The following is a 19,002-nucleotide window of genomic DNA, read 5'->3' on the forward strand; positions in this document are numbered from 1 at the left end:
GCCTAAAGCTTAAAGCAATGTATATTTATTAATAACTATATTTTTTTTACAATGAAATCGATTACAATTAAAGGATCAGAAAGAGAAAGCGTGGGCAAAGTGTCAACTAAAGCCTTACGTAATGCTGGAGCGGTTCCTTGCGTGTTATACGGAGGAAATCAGGCAGTACATTTCTCAGCAGACGCTGCTGCGTTCAAAAACTTGGTTTACACTCCAAACGCTCACACAGTTGTGATCGAACTTGGAAAAGGAAAATCATTCAATGCAATTTTGCAAGACATTCAGGTTCACCCAGTATCTGACAAAATTTTACACATTGACTTCTTCCAATTATTTGATGATAAAGAAATCACAATGGAAGTTCCTGTAAAAATCGTTGGTACATCTAAAGGTGTTCTTGCAGGTGGTGTTTTACGTTTAAACACACGTAAATTAAAAGTTAAAGCTTTACCTAAAAATCTTCCTGATTTTGTTGAAGCTGATATTACTCCACTTGAAATGGGTAACAAATTATATGTTACTAAAGTTGGTACTCCTGATTACAAAATCATGCACCCAGAGAACACAGTTGTTGCTCAAGTAAGAATTTCTCGTGCTGCTATGAAAGCTGCTCAAGAAGCTGCAAAAGCTGCAAAAGCTCCTGCAAAAGGAAAGAAAAAATAATTTTTTTCAAATCAATACAAAAAGCCTCAATCTTTCGATTGGGGCTTTTTTTTTGAGGTTCTATCCCGAAGCCTCGAGACTAAGGTGCTGAGATGCTGAGGTTTTTAACGTGAAAAGGCTTTTGACTTCGCTCAGCCTTTAAAGACAATTATCTGATTGGCACATCCTCTAATTATCAAATTTTTTTTTAGAAGCAGAGACTCTTCATTTTTTCAAGAAATAACATTCCTGCCATCCGCTATATCTTTTCCCTGCTAAAGAAGCAGGAAAAAGGATACCGCTTCTGTCAGGGCTAGCGAGAAAATGTCTTTTTCATAAGATTCTAAGTCGCTACAATTCTGAGATACCAGAAGAAAATCTGTCTAATCAGCTAAATCCGCGAGAGGCATTTTCTTTGCAATCTTAGCGTAAACCTTTGCGAACTTTGCGGTTAAATCACGATCAACAAGCAATTATCTAATTCTCACATTTTCAAATTATCTAATTAACCAATTGGCACATTCCCTAATTAAGTTTATTTTTGCATCATGATAAAATGGATAACAAAACTGTTTTCATCAACACAAAAAGAAGAGAACACAGATTATATGAAGAAATATTTAATCGTAGGATTGGGCAACATCGGGGCTGAATACGTAAACACAAGACATAATATTGGTTTTAAAGTTTTAGACTTTTTGGCCAAAAAAGAAAGCCTTTCTTTCGAAACCGTAAAACTAGGCGCTTTGGCCGAATATAAATTTAAAGGAAGAACCTTTTTTCTTTTAAAGCCAAATACTTATATGAATCTTAGCGGTAAGGCAGTTAAATATTGGATGGACAAAGAAAACATTCCGCTGGAAAATATTTTAGTCATTACAGACGACTTAAACTTGTCCTTCGGAACCATTCGCATCAAGCCAAAAGGAAGCGACGGCGGCCACAACGGATTAAAAAATATAAACTTAGTCCTCAATACACAAAACTATACTCGTTTTAGATTTGGGATCAGTGATCAATTCAAAAAAGGACAGCAGGTAGATTATGTTTTAGGAGATTGGGACGAAGAAGAAAAGGCAAAACTTCCGGAACGTTTAGAAATTTCTTCAGAAATAATTAAAAATTTTGGAACTGCCGGTTTAGAAAACACAATGACTACTTTTAACGGAAAATAAAGATTTACAGTTATTTACATAATAAAAAATCAAATTATCAGTTAATTATATTCAATTATAACGAAATAGTATTTTCAATTCCAAAGTTAAATGTCTAAATTTGGAATAAATTATTATAAACCATAAAATTATAAATCATGGCTTTTGAATTACCACAATTACCTTATGCATATGATGCATTAGAACCACATATTGATGCTCGCACAATGGAAATTCACCATTCTAAACATCATAATGCTTACACAACAAATCTAAATGCAGCAATTGCAGGAACAGATTTAGAAGGAAAAACTATCGAAAACATCTTGATAAACTTAGATAAATCTAACGCTGCAGTTCGTAATAATGGTGGAGGTTTCTACAACCACAATTTATTCTGGACTGTAATGGCTCCAAACGGAGGCGGATTACCAACAGGTGATTTATTAGCAGCAATTGAGTCTTCTTTTGGAAGTTTTGAAGAGTTTAAAGCAAAATTTGCTAAAGCTGGTGCAACACAATTCGGATCAGGATGGGCTTGGTTAACAGTTCTTAAAGGTGGAAAATTAGAAGTTGTAGGAACTCCAAATCAAGATAATCCATTAATGCCGGAAGTTGCTGGTAACGGTGGAACTCCAATTTTAGGAATGGATGTTTGGGAGCATGCTTACTACTTAAACTACCAAAATAGAAGACCAGATTATATTGAAGCTTTTTTCAGTGTAATTAACTGGACAGAAGTTGCAAGAAGATTTGCTTTAGATAAATAATAAAATAGAGTAAAGAATAAAGAAAAAAGACGGATGACTTAATAGTTATCCGTCTTTTTTTGCGCTTTATATTTTCGTCTTTAGTCTATTCTCTTGGTTCTATTTTCTATTCTCTTTTCTCTAAAAAAATAAAAATAAAAAAGGCGGAATCTCTTCCACCTTTTTTGCCCCAAATCTACCATAGACTTAACCTACTAATGTTATGGTATAATAAATATATTGCAGTTCTGTTTAAGAAAAAAAAATATCAGATGAAAGGTAAAAATAATCGATTAAATGAATATAATTTGCTGCTGTAGAAATACTTGAGTTTATTCCAATAAAAAAGGTGGAATTGCTTCCACCCTTTTTGCCCCAAATCTACCATAAACTTAACCTACTAATGTTATGGTTTTCCAAAAGTATTGTAGTCTTTCAATTTTACCAAACATATAGGATGAACGGTAAAAAAAACCGATGAAATGCACTAATTAACCTTTTGTTAATACTTTTTTAATAAGCTCTTGCGTCTTTTCCTTCATAAAAATTCATAAATGCACGATTTACAACGCGATTTCCGCCTGGTGTAGGATAATCTCCCGTAAAATACCAATCTCCTAAATTTTTAGGACATGCAATATGTAAATCTTCTACTTTTTGAAAAATGATTTTTACTTCGGCATTGATCTCTGGAGAGCTTAGCATTTCGGCAATTTTATCTGATATCTCCTCAGGAGTAAATTGATCGTAAATAGCAGTTACATAATTTACAACGTCTGTATCTGCAAAATTTTCCTGTGCTTTACATTTTAGATAAACTTCGTCGACTATGTGATATAAATTTCTTTCTTTTAATAAAGTTAATGCGGCTCTAAAGGCAACAAGTCCCTCTAATTTTGCCATGTCAATTCCGTAACAATCCGGATAACGAATTTGCGGTGCCGAAGAAACAATTACAATACGTTTAGGTTTTAAACGATCCATCATTTTAATGATGCTCATTTTAAGTGTTGTACCACGTACAATGCTGTCGTCAATAATAACTAGATTGTCTGTAGGTTTAATTACGCCATAAGTAACGTCGTAAACGTGAGCAACCAAATCATCACGACTGCTGTCTTCTGTAATAAATGTTCTAAGCTTTGCATCTTTAATAGCAACTTTCTCTGTACGTATTTTTACAGCTAAAAGTTCCTGCAGAGTTTCGGCAGTAAGTGTATTTCTGTTTTCTAGAATATAATTGTTTTTACGCTGATTCAGGAAATCCTGAGCCGCTTCTACCAAACCATAAAACGAAGTTTCTGCTGTATTTGGAATATAAGAGAAAACAGTATTGTCTGTATCGCTGTCAATTGACTTAAGAACTGCAGGTAAAATTAATTTTCCTAAATCTTTACGTTCCTGATAAATTTCTGCATCACTTCCTCTTGAGAAATAGATTCTCTCAAACGAACAAGCCTTTTTAACAGTTGGTTCTAAAATCTGCTCCATCGAAACTTTTCCGCTTTTTTTGATAATCAAAGCATTTCCAGGTTTGATTTCCTGAACATTTTCAAAAGCAACATTAAATACAGTTTGTATAACCGGACGTTCAGAAGCCACGACAACTACTTCGTCATCCTGATAAAAATATGCTGGACGTATTCCGGCAGGATCTCTAAAAACAAATGCATCACCATGGCCTAATAATCCAGCCATTGCGTAACCTCCGTCTAAATTTTTAGCGGAGCGGGCTAATATTTTTGCAATATCCAAACGCTCTGCAATTACAGGAGAAGCTTCTCTTTTTGAGTAACCCTCTGTTTTGCAGTCTTGATATAATTGCATTACCTCTTTGTCCAAAAAGTGACCAATTTTTTCCATTACAGTAACGGTATCGGCCATTTCTTTAGGATGCTGTCCTAATTCAACTAGATTTTCAAAAAGCTCTTTTACATTTGTCATGTTAAAGTTTCCTGCCAAAATCAAGTTGCGGTGCATCCAGTTACTTTGACGTAAAAATGGGTGAACACTTTCGATGCTGTTTTTTCCAAAAGTTCCGTAACGAACGTGTCCTAAAAACAATTCTCCAACGTACGGGATTTGTGATTTTATCTTTTGTATATCATCACCAATTTCAGGATTTTCTTTTAATTCTTCGCTAATTCGCTCATTAATTTGTTTGAAAACATCTTGGATTGGCTGTGCATGATTCGAACGAACTCTGCTGATGTAGCGTTGTCCTGGTTCTACATCTAGTTTAATGCTGGCAAATCCTGCGCCGTCTTGTCCACGGTTGTGCTGTTTTTCCATCATCAAATACATTTTCTGAATTCCGTAGAAAGCAGTTCCGTATTTCTCTTTATAATATTCAAGCGGTTTAAGAAGTCTAACTAAGGCTATACCACATTCGTGTTTTAAAGCGTCGCTCATTGTTTTTTGTATTTTGTGTGTTGTTGTAAGTTGTGTGTATTAACGTAATAAAAAAGCCCCGTTTTATCGAGGCTTTTGCGCATTATATTTCTATGTCAAACTGAGTTAACGACTTAAATTGCTGTAATCGAATCGCTACTTCTGCTTTGCTTAATGTTTCCATCCTTTCGGTTCCAAATTTTTCTACACAGAATGAAGCTAAATTTGAACCGTAAATTACTGCGTTTTTCATGTTGTTAAACGAAATGTTTTCGCTTTGTGCAATAAATCCTGAAAAACCACCAGCAAAAGTGTCTCCTGCTCCTGTTGGATCAAAAACATCTTCTAATGGTAAAGCTGGTGCAAAAAACACTTCTCTGTTGTGGAAGATAAGTGCGCCATGTTCTCCTTTTTTGATCACCACATATTTTGGCCCCATGTCCTGGATTTTGGCTGCAGCTTTTACTAATGAATATTCACCAGAAAGTTGTCTTGCTTCTTCGTCATTGATTGTAATAACGTCAACACGTTTAATAACGTCTAATAATTCTGGAAGAGCACAGTCCATCCAAAAGTTCATTGTATCTAAAACAACTAATTTTGGCTTTTTCTCTAATTGATCTAAAACACTGCTTTGTACTAAAGGGTGTAAGTTTCCTAACATTACAACATCAGAGTCTTTGAAATTTTGAGGAACTTTTGGCTGAAAATCTGCCAAAACGTTCAACTCAGTAACCAAAGTATCTCTAGAGTTTAAATCGTTATGGTATAAACCGCTCCAAAAAAACGTTTTACCGCCTTTTACAATTTCGATACCAGAGATATCAATATTTTTTGAAGTCAATAAATCTAAATGTTCTTGAGGAAAATCGTCGCCAACTACAGAAACGATGGCCGATTGTAAGTTAAAAAATGACGCTGATAAACCAATGTACGTTGCAGCACCGCCTAATATTTTATCTGTTTTTCCGAAAGGAGTTTCGATCGCGTCGAAAGCAACTGTTCCAACAATCAATAATTTATTCATTTTATGAATTTCGAATTAGGGTGCAAAGATACTCTATAAGTTACAATATTGCAACGGTTTAGGTTCTCAAAATTTTCTTAAAAAAACAATAACGTTTGCGTGTCTAAATCTATTGTAAATGAGGGAATTATATTTGATAGTTTGAAGTGCTTAAAATATGATTTTCGGATTTAAAATCCAATATGATTTTTCAAAAAATAATAGAATATTTTTTATTTAAGTTTTCTAAAAGAAGAAGATTTTTTAAAAGCAATGTAGTCATAAATCTCTTCCAGGTCTGTGAAATAATTTTCAGATACATTGTCTCGTTTTTATAATAGCTTTTAGCGATATTGCGCTCCTTTTTTTACTTATGAATATTTAATTTGGAAATATTTTTAATCCAATTGATGGCATCCTTCATAGGCTCTTCAGAGTCTGAAAATGCTGTATTGTGGCCTAATTTTGGAAATAATTTATATTCATAGGGTTTCCTTTTAGATTTTAATACATCAAGATATTCGATTGATAGCTTGACGGGAACTTGAATGTCTTTACCTCCAAAAATCCAAATTCCTGAAATTGATAATTTAGCAAGGATTTCTTTGGGATCTGTGTCAATAAACTCATATCTGTCTGGGTCGTTGAATACATGTTTTCTAGCATCTTCTTCAGGGTGCGTATCCCAAAAATTTTTATCTCCGTCTGTATAAAATTGGAATCTCAATTGTTCTTTAACGGTTATAAGAGCGCCGCTAAATATTGTCATAAATTTGACTTTCTTATTTTTCTCTGCAGCCATTGGAATTATCCATCCAGCCTGACTACCTCCAATTAAGCCTATTGTTATTTTTTCATTTGATAAAAACTCAGATAAGGTATTTACAGCAGCACTAGCATCTAAAGATAAAAGATTTAGATTTGAAAAATCAACATTGTTAGTTCCTACTTCAGGTCCGGCATATACACCAGCCGATTCTCCAACTCCGCGTTTATCATAAGTTAAAACTGCAATTCCGTTGTTGGCTAGAGTTGCAGCAAAGTTTAGCATTCTTTTTTCTTGTCCAGATCCATGAACAATCACAACGGCTGCCTGTATGTTGTTAGGTGTAAAAACAGTTCCGGCCAGTGAAACTCCTTCACTAACAAATTTTATTTCCTTAGTAGTAAAGTTTGGTGGAATTGCTAATGCATAATTAGTGACAAAAAACAACAACATTAAGAGAGAATATGTGTGTGTTTTTTTTGTCCTTAGAATGCTTTTAAAAATTGGCAGTTTATTTTTCATTTTTTTAATTACGAGGTGTATTCTTTTGGTTAGTTTTTAACGTCTCTACAACTCATACTTCTTATCAAAATAACTTTTCAAAACCCCAATCTGAATCAAGATCATAAAAGGAACGATTAATAAGGCATACATTATATTTTTAGAAAAATGAATTCCCGAAAATGCATCTGCAATTTTGTCCGTATATATTTTTCCAATTTCCAGATTGTTTTCTGTTCCCGAAAAAAGAGAAGCATAAATTACTAAAGCTGTTAAGGCTGCTCCGATAAAAATCCAAACAGATTTAGAAATTAGAGGCTTGTATGTTTTGAGCTTTTTCTCTTCAAAAATCAAGACTTGCGTCATTATTTTTGAAGTAAAATCAAAGGATGGTGACTGTAGTTTATCTTCAGTCATCATTTTCTCAATAAGTTGTTCTATATTTTTATCGCTCTCTTTCATATGAAGATAATATTTGTATTTTAATGGAATATGGTATCGGCAATCTCATTTTGTTTTCACTTTGAAATCTTGCCGATTTCATAATATTCTATTATTTCCGGTTCTAACTGTTTTCTCAAAATTACGGCTAATTTTTGTCTGCTTCTAAATAATTTTACTTTCGCATTATTTGCCGATATATTCATAATTTTCCCGATTTCTTCTAAATTCTGATCCTCAAAATAAAATAAAGTTAAAAGGAAATTTTCATCGCTGGGTAATAAATTTAAACATTTCTGAATGGTCTGCTTTCGTTCTTTTTCTTCAAGAGCACTCAAAGCATTGTCCATGGTTTTAATTAAATGGGAGGAAAACTCATCTATCGAAATATTTAAATCTTCTTTTTTACTTTTCTTTAAACGATCCAGACACGTATTGTATGCGATTTTATAAATCCATGTCGAAAATTTAGAATCACCTTTAAACTTATTCAACGAATTGTAAATCTTTATAAAAGTATCCTGAGCAACTTCTTCTGCTTCTTCCCTGTGTTTTACCATCTTGAGGGCCAAAGTAAAGATCATATCTTTATAACGATCAACCAGAACGGCAAACGCATTGGTCTCGCCCTGCAGGATTTTGTCGATATAATGTTGATCATTTAAAGTACTCATATTATATAAGACGATGGTTTATTTATTTAGGTTACAAGAATTTTAAAAATAAATTCTAAAAAAAGAAATTTTCAAATTTCAACTTTGAAAATTCATATATAATAAGATAAGTATGGAACTTTGTCAAAGTTTTAAACTTTGACAAAGTTTGGAATGTAAAAAAAAACACATTCAAAATTAATTGATTATCAGTAAGTTTTGGAATTTTAAATTTATTTTTAAAATTCTTGTAACCTGAATTTAAAACCCGTCGTCATATGGAGTATCAATCAATTATAAAAACATAAAATTATGGGACCACAAGTTTTAGTACCAGTTAGTCTTTTCTTAATGATCTTCGGGATTGTTTACCTTATTTATTCAACAAGAAACAGAGAGCGTTTAGCGCTTATAGAAAAAGGTGTCGATGCCAGTATTTTTCTAAAAGGATCAGGAAAAGGAGTGCCGGCCTGGAAAATATTTGTAGTAAATCTGGCTTTCTTATTAATAGGAAGCGGTGTTGGAATTTTTCTGGCTTTGCTAATTACAACTTATACTTCACTAGAAGATGATGCTGTTTATCCTTCAATCATTTTTATAATGGCTGGAGTAGGTTTACTTTTCGGATTTAAAAATGCAAAAGATTTAGATAAAGAATAAAGTAAGATTTTAAGTTAGTATTTTTTAATAACGTATCATAAAACTCGTTTTTTGATACGTTATTTGTTTTCTATTCTTTAGATCCGATGGTTTCGTAATATTCATCGATAGAAAGTTTTGGCTGCATTGATGCCATAACGGCCAATTGATCACAACGTTCATTTTGCGGATGATTATTATGACCTTTGATCCACTTAAAATCAACTTGATGTTTGCGGTAAACAACTAAAAAGCGTTTCCATAAATCTGGATTTTTTCTGCCTGCAAATTTCTTTTTCTCCCAGCCCAAAACCCATTTTTTTTCAACGGAATCCACAACGTATTTAGAATCAGAAATTACAAGAACTTTCATGTTTTGGTTTTTTAATTTCTCTAAACCAACAATTACGGCCAAAAGTTCCATTCTATTATTAGTCGTCAAGCGAAAGCCTTCGTAGAATTCTTTTTTATGTGGTGTTCCAACCAGTTCCATCACTACGCCATAACCTCCGTTTCCGGGATTGCCTTTTGCGGCTCCATCTGTATATATATGTACTTCGTGATTCATGTATTTATTTTTCACCATATAAGTAATGTAAGTTCATTTAAACTTAGTTCTTATATTTCTTGTATATAACTCAAAAGTTAATTTAAAATTTGCCGCGTTTTGTGACTGTAATTTTTTAAGATTTAAAGAAACTAAATTTAAATTGTCTTATATAACTTACATGGTTTGATTTTTTTTTTACTCTTCCAATAATCTCGAAATAATTTCGGGAAAATGCTTTTGTTCTAATTCATGAATCTTTTCTGCAACCGTTTCAGGTGTGTCTTGATCGGTTAAAGCAACATTCGCCTGAAAAATGATTCCGCCTTCATCATAATGTTCATTAACATAATGAATTGAAATTCCGGTTTCTTTCTCTTTATTATTAATTATTGCTCTATGAATGTGCATTCCATACATTCCCTTACCTCCATAATTTGGTAAAAGTGCCGGATGAATATTGATTATTTTGTTTGGGTATTTTTCAATTATGTTATCTGGAAATTTGAGTAAGAAACCGGCCAGTACAATCAAATCCGGGTCGATTTTTTCTATTTTTTGTAATACGTTTCGGTCTAAAAGTTCGTTTTTTTCGAAGATTTCAACTGGAATTTGATGATTTTCTGCTCGTTCGATGACTTTTGCCGAAGCATTATTTGTAAAAACAGAAACGACATTTGCGATTTTTGTTTTTGAAAAATACTTTATAATATTTTCTGCATTAGTTCCTGATCCTGAGGCAAAAACAACAATTTTTTTCATAATAGGATTTATTTTGAGACTGCAAAAAACGGAATAATAATTGAAAATAAATAGCTTTAAAACAGCTTTCTTGAAATTAATTTTATAAATTAGTGTCACATTTATAAACTAAATAGTTGTTTTAAAATAAAGTTTTTTATTTTTGCCAACAAATTAAATTCTAAAATTAAAGATTATGTCAGACATTGCATCAAGAGTAAAAGCGATTATCGTAGACAAATTAGGTGTTGACGAAAACGAAGTTGTAACAGAAGCAAGCTTCACTAATGATTTGGGAGCTGACTCATTAGACACTGTTGAGCTTATTATGGAATTCGAAAAAGAATTTGATATTCAAATTCCAGACGATCAAGCAGAAAACATTGCTACTGTTGGTCAAGCTATTTCTTATATCGAGGAAGCTAAAAAATAATAATACTACACCCGATCTCTAGAAAATTAGTCTGAAATCGGGTGTTATTATTTTTTTTAAAATTTAAATTTCGATTGATATTCAATCAAAAAGATATATTTATATTGTAATGCCCATGGCTCTTAAGTAACAATAAGTTAAGAAAGCGTGGGTTTTATTTGTTTAAAGTACAAAATACATATTTATGACATTAAGGCGAGTTGTTGTAACAGGACTAGGTGCACTTACTCCTATCGGGAATAATATCCAGGAATATTGGGATGCACTTGTGAATGGGGTTAGCGGAGCCGCTCCGATCACATATTATGATACAGAGAAGCATAAGACGAAATTTGCCTGTGAAGTAAAAAACTTCAATATTGAAGATTACATGGATCGTAAGGAATCTCGTCGATTAGATAAATTTGCTCAGTATGCAATTGCAGCAAGTGATGAAGCTATTAAAGATGCGGGAATTACAAACGATAATGTTAACAAACAAAGAGTCGGTGTTATCTGGGGAGCAGGAATTGGAGGGTTAGAAACTTTCCAGGACGAAGTTATGTATTATGCAAAAGGAGATGGAACTCCAAAATTCAATCCGTTTTTTATTCCTAAAATGATTGCCGATATTGCTCCTGCGCATATTTCTATGCGTAATGGCTATATGGGACCAAATTATACAACTGTTTCTGCATGTGCATCTTCTGCAAATGCATTGATCGATGCTTTCAACTACATTCGTTTAGGAATGTGTGATGTTATTATATCTGGCGGTTCAGAAGCTGCGGTTACCATTGCAGGTATGGGAGGTTTTAGTTCTATGCATGCCTTGTCTACAAGAAACGAAAGTCCGGAAACGGCTTCTAGACCTTTTGATGCAACCAGAGATGGTTTTGTGTTAGGAGAAGGAGCAGGAGCTTTGGTTCTTGAGGATTACGAACACGCTAAAGCTCGCGGCGCAAAAATTTACTGTGAAGTAGGAGGTGGCGGAATGTCTTCTGATGCTTACCACTTAACAGCACCTCACCCTGAAGGAATTGGTGTAATTGCAGTAATGCAAAATACATTAAGAGATGCCGGAATGAATCCAGAAGATATTGACCACATTAACACTCACGGAACTTCTACTCCATTAGGAGACGTTGCTGAATTAAAAGCAATCAGTAAAGTTTTTGGAAGTCATGCTAAAAACATTAATATCAACTCTACAAAATCAATGACAGGACACTTACTGGGTGCTGCTGGAGCTATTGAAGCTATTGCTTCTATTCTGGCAATGAAACACAGTCTTGTTCCTCCAACGATTAACCATACTGTAGTTGACGAAAATATTGATCCATCACTTAATTTAACTTTAAACAAAGCGCAAAAAAGAGAAGTAAACGTTGCTATGAGTAACACTTTTGGCTTTGGCGGGCACAATGCTTGTGTATTGTTTAAAAAAATAGCTGAGTAATTCGTGCGTATGAATATTATCAAAAAAATATTTTCTAAATCCCGTTCTCTAGAAGACGGGATTTTTTTTGACACTATTCAGAAAATTCTTGGATTTCAGCCTGCAAATATCGATTTTTATAAAAAAGCCTTTACACATCGCTCTTCAAATAAATTAGATCAGGCAGGAAATCCTATAAATTATGAACGATTAGAATTCTTAGGAGATGCTATGCTGAGTGCTGTAATAGCGGCGCATTTATTTAATAAGGCACCTAATGGCGACGAGGGTTACCTAACAAAAATGCGTTCTAAAATCGTAAGCCGCGAACACCTTAATGAATTAGGTAAAGATCTAAATTTAGTTCGTTTTGTGGAGAGCAAAGTGCCTATTCAGCATTTTGGAGAAAACATTCATGGTAATATTTTCGAATCTTTGGTAGGTGCAATTTATTTAGATAAAGGATATCCTTTTTGCGAGAAGTTTATTCAAAAAAGAGTGATTACTCCTTATGTAGATATAGCAAGGCTTGAAGGCAAAGTAATTAGTTATAAAAGTTTGGTTATCGAATGGTGTCAGAAAGAAAAGAGAATCTTTCATTATGACATTTTTGAAGATAACGGAATTGACGGACAGCGTTTATTTGGTGTAAAATTAAGTATAGACGACAAAGTAATCGCAAGAGCAAGAGCAACTTCAAAAAAGAAAGCTGAAGAAAAAGCATCGCAGAGAGCATACTTTGCATTTCAAGAGAAAATAGACAAGAAATAGCTACAAAAATGCTCTAAGTATCTTAAAGCTATAACGTTTTCGTTTATAAATTAACAAAAACATACACCTGTTAATTATTGATGCTTCATTAGAAATAGTATATTTACACCTTGATTTTTCATGACATGGCTATTCATAGATTGGATTTAGACGAATTTGACGAAATTGATTATTATTTAATGGCAATTCATACTTCATTAGAAGATTATAGATTGGCCTATTTTATCAATAAAAACCTTCCGATTAACTTAAGTAAGAGCAAAAACGAGATCCATGCTCAAACAAAAGAAGGCGAGGCAAATTTTTCGAGATTCTATTATTATGACTCCGAAAAAGCGGTCTCATGGAATTTAATTCAGAATAAAAACGAAATCATTTCTGTGAGTAAGAATGATTTTCAGAATTTGTTTTCTAATGAAACAAGTGAGGTTTCTACGACAATTCATTTACTTCCTGAATTCAAAAAAGTAGATTTTTTCCTGAAAATTGAAAATAGCGAAGAGGCGCTGGATTTTTCAGACATTCAACAAAAATTAAATACCATAGAAAGTATCGCTGCTATTTATGCGGTTGATACGGACAAAATAAAATCAAAAAACAATCTAATTTTTTAAAAAAAATGTTAACAAACAAGAAAACCAAAATTGTAGCTACACTTGGTCCCGCATGTAGTACAAGAGAGATTATCAAGGATATGATCGAGGCAGGGGTTAATGTGTTTAGAGTCAATTTTTCGCATGCTGATTACGAAGGAGTAATAGAGAAAATTAATATCATTAGAGGTCTAAACGAAGAGTTTGGTTACACTACAGCAATCCTTGGAGATTTGCAAGGACCAAAACTTAGAGTTGGTGTGATGGAAGAAGGAACAGTTGTACACGATGGTGACAATATTACTTTTACAACTGCTGAAGATATTATTGGAAATGCTCAAAAAGTTTTCATGAAATATCAAAATTTTCCAAATGATGTTAATCCAGGTGAGCGTATTTTGCTTGACGATGGTAAATTGATTTTCGAAATTGTTTCGACAGATAAAAAAACAGAGGTTGTAGCCAAAGTTATTCAAGGTGGAGAATTAAAATCTAAAAAAGGAGTTAATCTTCCGAACACTAAGATTTCTTTACCGGCTTTGACTGAAAAAGATATTGCTGATGCTATTTTTGCAATTGAACAAAAAGTAGACTGGATCGCACTTTCATTCGTGAAAACTCCTCGCGATTTACAAGATTTACAAGAATTGATCGCTAAGCATTCTGAATATAAAATTCCAATTGTTGCTAAAATTGAAATGCCGGAAGCTCTTGAGAACATGGATAAAATTATAGCATATTGTGATGCTTTAATGGTTGCACGTGGAGATCTAGGAGTTGAACTTCCTGCACACGAAGTACCATTGGTTCAAAAAGATTTGATCCGCAGAGCAAAAATCGCAAGAATTCCAGTTATTGTGGCAACACAAATGATGGAAACAATGATTACAAGTTTAACTCCAACGAGAGCAGAAGTAAATGACGTTGCCAACTCTGTAATGGATGGTGCAGATGCGGTAATGCTTTCTGGAGAAACTGCAACAGGAAATTATCCTGTACAAGTTATTCAAAGAATGACTCAGATTTGTGAAGCTGTAGAGGATTCTCCGCTAATTCAGGTTCCACAAAATACACCACAAATTAAAACAAAACGTTTTGTTACTAAAACAGTTTGTCACCAAGCTGCATTATTGGCAAATGAAATTGGCGCTAAAGCAATTTGTACATTGACAAACAGCGGTTACACAGCTTTTCAAATTTCTGCATGGAGACCATCTTCTGCGCATATTTTAGTTTTTACTTCAAATAGAAGAATCTTAACACAATTGAATTTATTATGGGGAGTTAAATCATTCTACTATGATAATGAAAATAGTACAGACGATACTGTAACAGATGTAAATAAAATGGCTGTTGAAAAAGGATATGCTGCAAAAGGAGATTATTTAATCAATCTTGCCGCTATGCCAATTAAAGACAAAGGAATGGTAAATACCATGAGAGTTTCTGAAATAGAATAGTTTCTTTAAAATAGATTATTGAAAAAACCATCCGATTTACCGGATGGTTTTTTTTTGCTTTATATTTTTTCATCATATTTCTTTCTATTTAAAAATACTCCAATTCAAAACCTTCAAATCAAGAAATTTTAATCTTGCAACACTTATAAGATGCAGTATTTGAGGGTCAAAATAAAATTCTCATGATGTTGCAAGTTATAATTTGCAACCACGTAGGATGATATAAGTAGGATAATTCTTTTTTTTATTCCCTAATTTTGAAGCACTTAAGAACGTTTAAAAAAATATTTGTTGCAAATTCCTCCGTCTGTATCAAATTAAAAATTGAAAGAAGCAGCTTTAATAGAAGTTGTTTTCCGGCTTGATTTATAAAAAGTTTAATTCACTTTTTACATAAAAAATCTTATACAAATCAATTATTAACAAATCTTATAACCATGAAACAAATTAAACTTCGAAATGTGATGATGCTTTTAGCATTAGTATGCTTCACAATTGTTCAGGTGAAAGCTCAGAATAACAAAAAACCAAATATTCTAATAATATGGGGAGACGATATCGGTACAAGTAATATTAGTGCTTACAGCAGTGGTTTAATGGGATATACAACTCCTAATATCGACAGAATTGCCAATGAAGGTGAGCGGTTTTTGCATTACTATGGAGAACAAAGCTGTACAGCGGGGCGCGCTGCATTCCTTACTGGACAACATGGAATTAGAACTGGGTTAACAAAAGTGGGATATCCAGGTGCACCAATGGGAATGAGCCAGTTAGATCCTTCGATTGGAGGAATCATGAAAAATTTGGGTTATGTTACAGGACAATTTGGTAAAAACCATGTTGGAGACCGTAACGAAAATCTGCCAACTGTAAATGGTTTCGATGAATTCTTTGGAAACCTATATCACTTAAATGCAGAAGAAGAACCAGAATTGCCGGATTATCCTAAAGATCCTGCCTATCTGGCAAAATTTGGACCAAGAGGAGTGTTAAAATGTACCGCTGCAAATGCAGATGACGGCACTACTGATCCTCGTTTTGGAAAAGTTGGAAAACAAAGAATTGAAGATACGGGTCCGTTAACTAAAAAAAGAATGGAAACTGTAGACGATGAAACTTCTGCAGCGGCTATTGATTTTATTAAAAGACAAACTGCAGCAGGAAAACCTTTCTTTTGCTGGTGGAATGGGACGCGCATGCACTTGCGCACACATGTAAGACCAGAGCATCGAGGTAAATACACACATGGAGACAGTGAATATATTGATGGTATGATCGAGCATGACATGACTGTGGGAACATTATTAAAAGCACTGGATGATCTGGGAATTGCAGATAATACAATTGTAGTTTATTCTACAGACAATGGCCCTCACATGAACACTTGGCCTGATGGCGCTATGACGCCATTTCGTTCAGAGAAAAATACTAACTGGGAAGGAGCATTTCGTGTTCCTTGTATTGTACGCTGGCCTGGAGTTATTAAACCAGGTACTATAACCAATGAACTGATGTCGCATAATGACTGGATGCCCACTTTAGCTTCAATCGCAGGAGAGCCGGATTTAATAAAAAAATTATTGACAGGCTACAGTGCTAATGGAAAAAGCTACAAGGTGCATCTGGACGGATTCGATCAATCTGCTTTATTGAGAGGAACAGGACCGAGTGTTCGAGATAAATTCTTTTATTCCGATGATGATGGTCTATTGGTCGGAATGCGTCAGGGGGATTATAAATTTGTATACGCAGAACAACGTATGCAAGGAACAATGGGCTTATGGGGAGAACCTTTCACCAAATTAAGACTGCAAAAAATATTCAATTTGTATCAGGATCCTTATGAAAGAGCTGATATTACCTCTAATACCTATTGGGATTGGATCCTGGACCATGTTCAGCTTGCCTATGGAAATATTGCAGAAGTTGTAACATTTGCAGAAACCTTCAAAGCGTATCCTCCACGTTCTATTCCTCCAAGTTTTTCACCTTATACTATTATGGACGAGGTACTTGACGAAATTAAATTGAAGAAAACAATTGAAAAAGACGTGCTTCCTGCAAAGAAAAAATAAATAGAAAAAACAGAGTCTAAACTTTTAAAGTTCAAGGCTCTGTTTGCCTAAAAAATCAAGATCATGTATAGAAAAATATATCTAGTACCCCTATTTCTATTTTTACTGATTTCCTGTAAAAAAAATGAAGCAACCGCTACTGCAAATCCTAAAGACAGTACGGCTGCTGTTGCCTATAGCGATAATCCACTGCCAAGCTGGAACGATGGCAAATTAAAAAATGACATTATTGCCTACGTAAAAAAAGTCACTACAAAAGATACTCCGGATTTTATTCCGGTAGAAGATAGAATTGCCACTTTTGATAATGACGGAACACTTTGGGCTGAAAAACCCTTGGCTCAGGAATTATTTGCTTATTACAGAGTGAAGAAAATGATTGAAGCCAATCCTGCTTTAGCACAAAAACAACCGTTTAAAGCTGTGGTAGAAAAAGATAAAACCTTTTTTGAAAAAGGCGGCGAAAAAGCTTTAATAGAATTAGTTGCGGCTACTCATACCGGTCTGACCGAAGATGAGTTTGAGATTTCGGCTAAAGATTTTTACGCTACAGCAAAGTATCCGGGAAAAAATGTTTCTTTAAAACAGATTAGATACCAGCCTCAATTAGAGTTACTAAATTACCTCCGTGCCAACGGATTCAAAACGTTTATTGTAACAGGCGGAACAGTTGAATTTGTTCGTGCAATATCTCAGGATTTTTACGGAGTTCCAAAAAGTCAGGTAGTGGGAACTTCTTTTAAATATTCGTTCGATGACACTTCAAACAGCATTAAAAGAGAACCTGCTTTAGATCATTTTAATGATAAAGGAGGTAAACCTGCCGCCATACAATTACATATTGGCCAGCGTCCCGTTTTTGCTTGCGGCAACGAAGGTGGTGCCGGTGATATTGCCATGCTGCAGTATTCGCAGGGTAATACACATCCTTCTTTTCAATTGCTGGTCAACCATAATGATTCTATCAGAGAATACAGTTATCAGGAAAAAGATAATCTGTCATTGAATACAGCTGCTAAAAACAAATGGCATGTAGTGAGTATAAAAGACGATTGGAAGAAAGTTTTTGCAGATTAATAAATTTAACTATCATGAAAAGATCCAAAACCGGCTTTGAGTTTAAAATTCTAACTACTATTGTTTTTACTTTGGTTTCTTTTGCGGTAATTGCTCAGGAAACTGAGCCAAAAGCAGGAGCAAGTGCACAAGAACTGGCAGATAAATTGGCAAACCCTGTCGCAAGTTTGATTAGTGTGCCTTTGCAGAATAATCTAAGCTATGGTATTGGCCCTTTTAATGGTTCAAAATATACGATCAATATACAGCCGATAATTCCTTTTAAATTAACAGAAAATCTAAATTTAATTACTCGTTATATAGTACCAGTTGTAGATCAAAGAGATATTACAGGCGAAAACACACATGAATTTGGTCTAAGTGATGCAACAATTACAGCATTTTTTGCTCCCAAAACCAAAGGACTTATTTTAGGAATCGGACCCGCATTTTTAGTTCCAACAGCTACAGATAAACTACTAGGAACCGAGAAATTTGGCATTGGTCCAAGTGTATTAGTTATGCATCAGGGAAAAGGCCTTTCAATTGGTTTTATTGCCAATCAAATTTGGTCAGTTGCAGGAGATGAAAATCGTGCCGATGTGAATCAATTTTATACACAAATATTCCTTTCTCATAGTTACAAAAGCGGTGCGAGTTTAGGTATTAATGCTGAAATTACTCAAAACTGGGAAGCAAAAACAACACTAATTTCATTAAATCCTTCCATAGGAGCTGTAACAAAACTGGGGAATCAGGTAGTTCAATTTGCTATTTCTCCTTTAATTCCGATAACTGGACCTTCGCAAATTAAGCCAGATTGGGGCTTGAGAGTTACTTTAGGCTTTGTGTTTCCTGGCTCTTAAATATTTGATAATTAGAAAATTGCACAGCCAAATAAGAAAAACCTTCTTTTTTGATAAAGTAAGAATATTTTTAGTTATAATAAATTTTATTCGATAAA

General features: G+C 34.0%; 19 protein-coding genes. 12 read left to right on the forward strand and 7 right to left on the reverse strand.

Features of this window, described 5'->3' with window-relative positions; all coding sequences use genetic code 11:
- The first annotated feature begins 51 nt into the window (after nucleotides 1–51).
- From B0A68_RS15645 to B0A68_RS15655, 3 genes are all read left to right on the forward strand, one after another.
- The gene (locus B0A68_RS15645; protein ID WP_035686844.1) at nucleotides 52–663 is read left to right on the forward strand and encodes a 50S ribosomal protein L25/general stress protein Ctc; all 612 of its coding nucleotides are present in this window, start codon (nucleotides 52–54) and stop codon (nucleotides 661–663) included.
- A gap of 527 nt (nucleotides 664–1,190) precedes the next feature.
- Nucleotides 1,191–1,817 carry an aminoacyl-tRNA hydrolase gene (pth, locus tag B0A68_RS15650; RefSeq protein WP_035686841.1) on the forward strand — a complete coding sequence of 209 codons (627 nt, stop codon included), beginning with the start codon at nucleotides 1,191–1,193 and terminating at the stop codon, nucleotides 1,815–1,817.
- Nucleotides 1,818–1,954: 137 nt separating this feature from the next.
- Nucleotides 1,955–2,566 (forward strand): superoxide dismutase, encoded by a 612-nt coding sequence (locus B0A68_RS15655; protein ID WP_035686838.1) that lies wholly within the window; start codon nucleotides 1,955–1,957, stop codon nucleotides 2,564–2,566.
- Nucleotides 2,567–3,058: 492 nt separating this feature from the next.
- Here the strand turns inward: B0A68_RS15655 and B0A68_RS15660 are convergent, their stop codons facing one another.
- The 5 genes from B0A68_RS15660 to B0A68_RS15680 all read right to left on the reverse strand — a co-directional run bounded on the left by B0A68_RS15660 (nucleotide 3,059) and on the right by B0A68_RS15680 (nucleotide 8,324).
- Entirely contained in the window at nucleotides 3,059–4,957 is a 1,899-nt protein-coding gene (locus B0A68_RS15660) for an amidophosphoribosyltransferase (protein ID WP_035686836.1), read from the reverse strand.
- A gap of 82 nt (nucleotides 4,958–5,039) precedes the next feature.
- Nucleotides 5,040–5,963 carry a PfkB family carbohydrate kinase gene (locus tag B0A68_RS15665; RefSeq protein WP_035686833.1) on the reverse strand — a complete coding sequence of 308 codons (924 nt, stop codon included), beginning with the start codon at nucleotides 5,961–5,963 and terminating at the stop codon, nucleotides 5,040–5,042.
- Between the two features lie 346 nt (nucleotides 5,964–6,309).
- Nucleotides 6,310–7,230 (reverse strand): alpha/beta hydrolase family protein, encoded by a 921-nt coding sequence (locus B0A68_RS15670; protein WP_240475265.1) that lies wholly within the window; start codon nucleotides 7,228–7,230, stop codon nucleotides 6,310–6,312.
- A gap of 45 nt (nucleotides 7,231–7,275) precedes the next feature.
- Nucleotides 7,276–7,671 carry a hypothetical protein gene (locus tag B0A68_RS15675; RefSeq protein ID WP_035686830.1) on the reverse strand — a complete coding sequence of 132 codons (396 nt, stop codon included), beginning with the start codon at nucleotides 7,669–7,671 and terminating at the stop codon, nucleotides 7,276–7,278.
- Nucleotides 7,672–7,727: 56 nt separating this feature from the next.
- The gene (locus B0A68_RS15680) at nucleotides 7,728–8,324 is read right to left on the reverse strand and encodes an RNA polymerase sigma factor (protein WP_035686827.1); all 597 of its coding nucleotides are present in this window, start codon (nucleotides 8,322–8,324) and stop codon (nucleotides 7,728–7,730) included.
- Nucleotides 8,325–8,615: 291 nt separating this feature from the next.
- Here B0A68_RS15680 and B0A68_RS15685 point away from each other — a divergent pair, with 291 nt between their 5' ends.
- Nucleotides 8,616–8,963: a DUF6249 domain-containing protein gene (locus B0A68_RS15685; RefSeq protein ID WP_035686824.1), complete on the forward strand. Its 348-nt coding sequence runs from the start codon at nucleotides 8,616–8,618 to the stop codon at nucleotides 8,961–8,963.
- 70 nt (nucleotides 8,964–9,033) lie between these two features.
- Here the strand turns inward: B0A68_RS15685 and rnhA are convergent, their stop codons facing one another.
- Nucleotides 9,034–9,510 carry a ribonuclease HI gene (rnhA, locus tag B0A68_RS15690; RefSeq protein ID WP_035688352.1) on the reverse strand — a complete coding sequence of 159 codons (477 nt, stop codon included), beginning with the start codon at nucleotides 9,508–9,510 and terminating at the stop codon, nucleotides 9,034–9,036.
- Between the two features lie 177 nt (nucleotides 9,511–9,687).
- A complete protein-coding gene (gene purN, locus B0A68_RS15695) occupies nucleotides 9,688–10,251 on the reverse strand; it encodes a phosphoribosylglycinamide formyltransferase (RefSeq protein WP_035686821.1) in 564 nt (187 codons plus the stop codon).
- A gap of 175 nt (nucleotides 10,252–10,426) precedes the next feature.
- Here purN and B0A68_RS15700 point away from each other — a divergent pair, with 175 nt between their 5' ends.
- The 8 genes from B0A68_RS15700 to B0A68_RS15735 all read left to right on the forward strand — a co-directional run bounded on the left by B0A68_RS15700 (nucleotide 10,427) and on the right by B0A68_RS15735 (nucleotide 18,904).
- On the forward strand, nucleotides 10,427–10,663 hold the full coding sequence (locus B0A68_RS15700) for an acyl carrier protein (protein ID WP_007137004.1): 237 nt from the start codon (nucleotides 10,427–10,429) through the stop codon (nucleotides 10,661–10,663).
- 184 nt (nucleotides 10,664–10,847) lie between these two features.
- Nucleotides 10,848–12,101, forward strand: coding sequence for a beta-ketoacyl-ACP synthase II (gene fabF, locus B0A68_RS15705; protein WP_035686818.1), 1,254 nt, complete (start codon nucleotides 10,848–10,850; stop codon nucleotides 12,099–12,101).
- A gap of 9 nt (nucleotides 12,102–12,110) precedes the next feature.
- Nucleotides 12,111–12,851 (forward strand): ribonuclease III, encoded by a 741-nt coding sequence (gene rnc / locus B0A68_RS15710; protein WP_035686816.1) that lies wholly within the window; start codon nucleotides 12,111–12,113, stop codon nucleotides 12,849–12,851.
- A 125-nt stretch (nucleotides 12,852–12,976) separates the two neighbouring features.
- A complete protein-coding gene (locus B0A68_RS15715) occupies nucleotides 12,977–13,465 on the forward strand; it encodes an IPExxxVDY family protein (protein ID WP_035686814.1) in 489 nt (162 codons plus the stop codon).
- Nucleotides 13,466–13,470: 5 nt separating this feature from the next.
- A complete protein-coding gene (gene pyk / locus B0A68_RS15720; RefSeq protein ID WP_035686811.1) occupies nucleotides 13,471–14,904 on the forward strand; it encodes a pyruvate kinase in 1,434 nt (477 codons plus the stop codon).
- Nucleotides 14,905–15,341: 437 nt separating this feature from the next.
- The gene (locus B0A68_RS15725; RefSeq protein ID WP_035686808.1) at nucleotides 15,342–16,982 is read left to right on the forward strand and encodes an arylsulfatase; all 1,641 of its coding nucleotides are present in this window, start codon (nucleotides 15,342–15,344) and stop codon (nucleotides 16,980–16,982) included.
- A gap of 63 nt (nucleotides 16,983–17,045) precedes the next feature.
- The gene (locus tag B0A68_RS15730; protein WP_084679086.1) at nucleotides 17,046–18,059 is read left to right on the forward strand and encodes an HAD family hydrolase; all 1,014 of its coding nucleotides are present in this window, start codon (nucleotides 17,046–17,048) and stop codon (nucleotides 18,057–18,059) included.
- A 14-nt stretch (nucleotides 18,060–18,073) separates the two neighbouring features.
- Nucleotides 18,074–18,904: a hypothetical protein gene (locus B0A68_RS15735; protein WP_035686805.1), complete on the forward strand. Its 831-nt coding sequence runs from the start codon at nucleotides 18,074–18,076 to the stop codon at nucleotides 18,902–18,904.
- Nucleotides 18,905–19,002 lie beyond the last annotated feature (98 nt).

It is taken from the genome of Flavobacterium reichenbachii, assembly GCF_002217435.1.
Classification (GTDB): Bacteria; Bacteroidota; Bacteroidia; order Flavobacteriales; family Flavobacteriaceae; genus Flavobacterium; species Flavobacterium reichenbachii.